Below are 6623 nucleotides of genomic sequence, written 5' to 3'. Positions count from 1 at the left end.
GTGCAGACGCCGATGTCGATGCTGCGGTTCTTTGCCGACACCGCCATCAGGCCACTCCTCGTCGCGAGCCGAGGCCGAGAAGCTGCAGCCAGAAGCCGACCGACCAGCCAAGATGCATGACCATGGCCGAGACACCGGCCAGCGCAACGTCGGCCTTGCGCTGGCGGATAGCCGTCACCAGCCCGTAGCCCAGGCACACCGACGCCCACAGCAGCAGCGGCACCGCCGCCAGCCAGTGCACGAAAGAGAAGGCCGCCAGCAGCACCACCGGGAACACCAGCAGCGGCACCATCTGCCTCACCTTCGGGATGACGCGATGCTTCAGCACATTCTTGGCACGCCCGCGACCGTAGCCGAGATACTGGAAATAGAGGCCTGAGAGCGAGCCGCGCGGGTAGTAGACCATCTGCGTCTTGCCGCTCATCCAGATCTTGTAGCCGGCCTTGCGCAGGCGATAATCGAGCTCGGCGTCCTCGTTGTGGCTGAACGTTTCGTCATAGCCGCCGACGGCGCCGAACGCCGATATCCGCATCAGTGCATGATGGCCGTGATCGATCCACTGTCCCTGCGAAAGATGCCTATGCTTCGAGCCGCCGGTGCCGAGCTTGGAGTTCTGCGCCGCGGCCGCTGCTTTCTGCACGGCACCGCTGCCGCTGGTCAGCATCGAAACGACAACCGAATCCGCTGATGTAGCCAGCGCTTCCTCGACCAGCCGGTCGCAATAATCGTCGGGATAACCGCCATGCGCATCGATGCGGATGAGATAGTCGGCACCATCGCCGAAGGTACCGACGGCGAGATTGATCGCCGCGCTCTGGATGCGCCGCTTGTTGTGGAGCAGGATAACCCGCGGGTCCCTGGCAATGACTTCGTCTACGATGGAAAGCGTGCCGTCGGTGCTGCCGCCGTCGACGACGATGATCCGGGCGCCAAGCCTGGCGGCCGCGGGCCGCAATTGATCGAGCAGCGCACCGATATGGGCGGCTTCGTTCAGGCATGGGATAACGATCAGGCTGGATGAGGGTTTTTCCGTCTGCGTCATCAACCTCTGTCCATCTTGCCTCTGTCCATCCCCTGCCATCCTATGCCAATGCCTCGGCGGCAAACGAACCGGGCACGGCGGTCAGGCTGCGCAGCCGCTCGACAAGCGCACGGCAATCGCTGCGATCGTAGCTCCAGGTCCTCGGGTTGCGCGCCAGAACACGCCCCTTCAGCCTGGCGAAGCGATGCTCCTCCATCTTGCCTAGCGCGGCTTCGAGCGCTTCGGGCGACGCCTGCGGCAACAGCACGCCGATATCCTGCTGCTTGAGGAACCGCCCGGTCTCGGTATTGCCCATCGAGATCGGCACCGCGCCGAAACGGCAACCCTCATAGAGCCGGTTGGGCAGAAGCCATTCGGAGTTCTGCCCCGCTTCGAAGAAATCGATCGCCCAGGAAAAATGGACATCGTTGTAGATCGCCGCCATGTCTTCCGGATTGCGGTAGGGCCCGAGAAACGACAGCCATGGCTCGGCCTCGACAAAGCCGTGAAAGTCAGGGAATTCCGACAAAGCCGGACGGCCGCGCAGCACGATCTCGAAGCGGCCCTCCGTGCGGCGGGAGAAATCAGCCAGCAGCTCGAGCGAGCGGCGGCAGCGCAGCGCGCCGAACCAGCCGATCCGCCATGGCGGGCCGACCGGGCTCTCATCGGCCTCGGCAGCGCCGGGCACAATCGTCGCGGCCTCGAAATATTTGTTTTCGACCAGCTCGATGGGTGCCGCGACCTGGCCGAACGGCTTGAAATAATTGGCGATGAAGGCAGGCGAACTGGTCACCAGCAGCTTCACATCCCTGGCCAGAAATCGTTCGGTGGCACGCAGCGCCTTGCCCAGGACATCGTTGCGCAGCACAAGCCGATGAATGTCGAGGCACTCGTATACGATCGGAACCGATGCACCGAAGGCTGACCTGGCGCGGCGGGCAAGCGCCAGCATTTCCAGGTTGCGCGCGACGATGACATCCGGCTTTGGCATTCCGCCCAGCTTCGAGCCTATCGAAACGGCTGCTTTGGCTACGGCCGCGAGGCGTTGGCCGAATCGCCCGTCACGCGTCCCGCCGAGGTCGATCGGGCGCAGTCCCTCGATATCCGCAATCGGATTCGCGGTGCGACGGAATCCGGCCAAGGTGACCTGGGCCCCACCTGCCCTGAGCATCGTGATCCGCCGGCGCACCGCCGGGTCGGAAACGTCGTGCACTAGGTACAAGACATGCAGCATAAAAACTCGACCGCTGTTGGCCCACCCGAGGGAATGCTAGTACAGGTCTTGCTGCATCGCAACATTTTTGGTGCGGCGGTCCACGTTTTCTGTTGCACTGCAAAATTATTGCCGTAGTTTGTGGTCGGCGGCGGTCGTGGATTTTCGGGCTCGAAAATCCACGTAAAAAATCAGGAATCCTGAATTTGGAAGCCAATGCATTCGATCCGCCAGAAGGCTCCTTGCGCAAATCGGTTGGGCGCGGCGCGGTTGTCACGGCCATGGCGCAATCGGTGCGGGTCGCGACACAGATTCTGTCGGTTATCGTGCTGTCGCGGTTGTTGTCGCCACAGGATTTCGGTGTCGTGGCGATGTGCGCGCCGGTGCTTGCCTTTATCGCACTGTTCCAGGATTTCGGCCTGACCCAGGCAACGATCCAGAAATCAGGCATCCGGCATGAGGAGGTGAACTACCTCTTCTGGATCAATGTCGCCGTCAGCGCGATCCTGGCTTGCGTGCTTGCGGGTGCCGCGCCCCTGGTTGCTGCCTTCTACGGCGAGCCGCGCGTGACAGGTCTGGTGGCTGCGTTCGGGCTGCAGATCATGGCCTATGGGCTTGGCGCCCAGCATCTGGCGCTCTTGACGCGCCGTATGCAGTTCGGCCGGCTGGCCGTCATCGACGTCGCCAGCGCCATCGCCGGGCTTGCCGTGTCGATCGCCTGGACCTTCATCGATCGCTCCTATTGGGCCCTGTTTGCCGGCACGCTGACCGGTGCCGTGCTGCCGACGCTCTGCTACTGGGCGAGTTCGCGCTGGCGTCCGGGCCTGCCGCGCAAGGTCGCCGGCATCGGCGAGCTGATCAATTTCGGCGCCGGCATCACCGGCTTCAACTTCGCCAATTTCTTTGCCCGCAACCTCGACAACGTGCTGATCGGCAAATATTGGGGCGAGGCGCAGCTCGGCCTCTATGACCGCGCCTACAAGCTGCTTCTGTTTCCGCTGAGCCAGATCACCAACCCCTTGTCGAAGGTGATGGTTCCAGCACTTTCCAGGCTGAAGGACGAGCCGGATCGCTACCGCAGCGCCTATCTGCGCGTCATGCCGCTGATCCTGCTGGTGGCGCTTCCCGGTGTCGCCTTCGCCACCGCGATGTCGGATGTGCTGATCCCCTTCGTGCTCGGCGAGCAATGGCGCGCAAGCGCCTCGATTTTCCTGGCGCTCGGCTTTGCCGGGCTGCTGCAGCCGCTCAACAATCCGGCGGGGTGGCTTTTCGTCAGCCAGGGCCGCTCCGGCGATTTCATGCGCTGGGGCATCATAACGGCCGTGACGTCGGTGCTGGCTTTCATGCTCGGCCTGCCCTATGGCGCGCTGGGCGTGGCGATCGCCTATGCGATCAGCGAATATCTGCGGACGCCGTTCCTATGGCTCTATGTCGGCAAGAGCGGACCGCTGCAGGCGCATCATGTGCTGCGCGCGGCAACGCCGTTCGTGCTTGGCGCCCATCTGGCGCTGGCCGCGATCTGGTTCGTCAAGCCACTGCTGCCGCAGCAGCATGTCGTCGCCCTGGCCAGCAGCGCCGTGTTCGCCTACCTCATCACAATCATCATCGCACTGGCATTCGCCTCCGGCCGCGAAGCCTTGCGCGAGGCGCTCAAGATGCTGCCGGCAAGGCTGCCTGCGGCAGCGCCGCGCGAAGCGCAATAATTTGGGCGTCTTCGACTGCTACGGACATCTCCTCCAGGACCAGGTCTGAACCATGCACTACCGATCGATCTCCGATATGAACGACGCCATCGTCAGGGGCCTGCACCGGCTGCCGCGCGACATCGACCTGGTCGTCGGTGTGCCGAGAAGCGGCGTTTTGGCAGCGACGCTGGTCAGCCTTGCGGCGAACATTCCGATGACCGATCTCGACAGCTTCCTGGCTGGGCGAATCTACACATCAGGCGTCACCAAGCGCCGGGCCGCTCTCGACCGCAAGGTTTCCGAGATGCGCAAGGTGCTGGTGATCGACGACAGCGTCGCCGGCGGCAACGCCATGCGCGACGCACGCGCCCGCATCCAGGCTGCGGGCATCGAGGCGGACTTCACCTTTGCCGCCGTGTTCGGCCTTGAGCCCCTGCACCAGGAAACCGACCTCGTCTTCGAGGTCGTGCCGCATCCGCGCATGTTCCAGTGGAACTTCATGCATCACAAATTCCTGGCGCAATGCTGCGTCGACATTGACGGCGTGCTGTGCCTCGACCCGACAGAGGCGGAAAACGACGACGGCCCGGCCTATGAGAAATTCCTCAGCGAAGCGCGGCCGCTCCATGTCGCGACCCACAGGATCGGCTGGCTGGTCACCAGCCGGCTGGAGAAATACCGCGCGCTCACCGAGGCATGGCTCGCCAAGCATGAGATCAAATACGACCAGCTGATCATGCTCGATCTGCCGAGCAAGGCGGAACGGCAACGACTCGGCGCGCATGGCAGTTTCAAGGCCGATTTCTACCGCAAGTCCGATGCCATCCTGTTCATCGAGAGCGAGCACGAACAGGCGCTGAAGATCACCGAACTGTCAGGCAAGCCGGTGCTGCGCGTCGAAACGCATATGGTCAGCTTCCCCGACGCGCTGTCGCTGCCGGCACTTGGCCAGGCGGCCCGCAACCTGCCGGCAAGGCTGCGGCAGATCAAGTCGCAAGAGGGCCGCAAGAGCGCCGCCAAGACCATTGCCCGCGCACTGCTTGGCGCCCGCGGCTACGAGACGCTGAAAAGCCGGGTCAAGCGTCCGGCCTGACCTGCTCAGGCGGCGTCGTCAGGCCGCCTGTCGCGCGCGCTGCTGCATGGCCCTGTCCAGTATCGAGAAGAAGGTGATGAACTGGCGATCGGGATCGAGTTCCGGGCGCCCGGCGAAGCTGCGAGCGAGACTGGAAAGCCGGTCATATTCCTGGTTGTCGTTCCACAGCCGCCTGACGGCCGCGACCCAATCGGCCAGCGGAGCATCGTAATCCAGCACCACGCCACCGGAGCCGACAGCCTCGGGCAGACCGCCGCGCCGCGAACCGATAACGGGGATTCCGCTGCAATGGGCCTCCGAAGCGACGCGGCCCCACGCCTCTTCCCACTTGCTGGGAGCAAGCAGGATCTTCGTGCGGCCATAGACCGTCTTCATGTCGCTGGTGCGGCTCTCCAGGACGACATTGCCCAAGGGAGCGATCGTCTGTTCGATCCGCGCCCGGTGATCGTCGTCGAGCTTCCAGCTTTCGACGAACAGGAATGGAATTTCGCGGCAGGCGCCGGCAATCCGCACCGCGAGCTCAAACCCCTTTTCCTCATAAGGGTTGATCAGCGTGACGAACTGGCCCGTCGTCGGCGTCGAGTAATGCGCCGGGTTGATGGTTGGCGGGATCACCGCTGCCTCGATGCCGAATTCTTTTTTGTAGGTTCGCGCGGTGAAATCCGAATTGGCAATGTAAAGCGCCGAATGCAATTCGCGCAGATCGCCGCCCAGTTCATGGAACTCGACATTGCGGAGATAAACGACCAGAGGCACGCCCTCCGCCTGCAGCGCCTTGCCGATCGGAACCGATTTGTGACACTGGACCACGGCGACATCGGGCTTCAGCCTGTCGACGGCATAACCCGCCGCTTCCCAGGGAAACCAGGCCCGCACCACCGGATAGCCGGGATAGCTGTCGACAACCGCCGGCTGCCGCAACAGCTTCATCTTGGCGCGTGCCTTGAAGCCGAAGACACCGTCACCGAACAGGGCGGCGAGCACAGCCGCTTCATGACCGTGCTCGATCAACTGTTCGGCCAGATGATGCGTGCTCGACTGAACGCCGCCACTGAACTCGGGCGGGTAGCCGTTGCCGCCTGCAAAGAGAACTTTCATGATCGGGCTCCTTGTCGCATCTCGTATTCCTTGCTCGGAGACAACAGGCAAAGGCCGCCGCCTCGCTTTCGACGTCAGGCAAGTTTCGGCGGCTCCAGATTGGCGAAGGGATTGGTACAGGATTGCCAGCCGGTAAACCGGATCGGGTCGTTGGGCGAACTGCGCCAGGCGTAGTCCGTCAGCATATGGAATTCGGCGACGACCCAGCGGTCGAAATGCAGCAGATCTTCCCGCTTCCGCCGGGGCAGCAAGCGACGCGCGGCGCCCAGTTTGAGCTCCTCCACCAGGGTGACGGCATCACTCAGTTTTTCGCTTGGGAAATTCCATGGATTCCTGTCGCGGAACGCCAGCACGAACTGCTGCAGATGCTCGATGCGGATGTTCAACTTGCCAAGATATTTTTCCAGCGTGACGCGCACCAGATCCTCGTCCGAGAAGGAGGAAACGGTGGCGTAGGCGACCCCCGTCGAAACCACTCCGCCAGCCAAGACGGCCAGGGCCGAGCGTCTGGAA

General features: G+C 63.1%; 6 protein-coding genes. 2 read left to right on the top strand and 4 right to left on the bottom strand.

Annotation, left to right across the window (positions count from 1 at the left end; all coding sequences use genetic code 11):
• Window positions 1–46: 46 nt before the first annotated feature.
• On the bottom strand, window positions 47–1042 hold the full coding sequence (locus ENZ75_RS16280) for a glycosyltransferase family 2 protein (protein WP_063169886.1): 996 nt from the start codon (window positions 1040–1042) through the stop codon (window positions 47–49).
• A 40-nt stretch (window positions 1043–1082) separates the two neighbouring features.
• Complete coding sequence (locus tag ENZ75_RS16275) at window positions 1083–2255, bottom strand: glycosyltransferase (protein WP_063169885.1); 1173 nt, start codon at window positions 2253–2255, stop codon at window positions 1083–1085.
• Between the two features lie 185 nt (window positions 2256–2440).
• On the opposite strand from ENZ75_RS16275, the gene ENZ75_RS16270 reads away from it, so the two are divergent.
• Both ENZ75_RS16270 and ENZ75_RS16265 read left to right on the top strand, forming a co-directional pair.
• On the top strand, window positions 2441–3937 hold the full coding sequence (locus ENZ75_RS16270; protein WP_063169884.1) for a lipopolysaccharide biosynthesis protein: 1497 nt from the start codon (window positions 2441–2443) through the stop codon (window positions 3935–3937).
• A gap of 52 nt (window positions 3938–3989) precedes the next feature.
• A complete protein-coding gene (locus ENZ75_RS16265) occupies window positions 3990–5012 on the top strand; it encodes a phosphoribosyltransferase family protein (protein ID WP_128278181.1) in 1023 nt (340 codons plus the stop codon).
• Between the two features lie 18 nt (window positions 5013–5030).
• On the opposite strand, the gene ENZ75_RS16260 is transcribed toward ENZ75_RS16265, so the two are convergent.
• Entirely contained in the window at window positions 5031–6110 is a 1080-nt protein-coding gene (locus ENZ75_RS16260; protein WP_024501831.1) for a glycosyltransferase, read from the bottom strand.
• 74 nt (window positions 6111–6184) lie between these two features.
• The coding region (locus ENZ75_RS16255; protein WP_128278180.1) for a hypothetical protein at window positions 6185–6623 on the bottom strand (439 nt) is incomplete at its 5' end.

The sequence above is a fragment of the Mesorhizobium sp. M7A.F.Ca.CA.002.04.1.1 genome (assembly GCF_004022805.1).
GTDB classification, from domain to species: Bacteria; Pseudomonadota; Alphaproteobacteria; order Rhizobiales; family Rhizobiaceae; genus Mesorhizobium; species Mesorhizobium ciceri.
The sequence above is the reverse complement of the archived record's forward strand: the minus strand, read 5'-3'. Positions and strand labels throughout refer to the sequence as shown.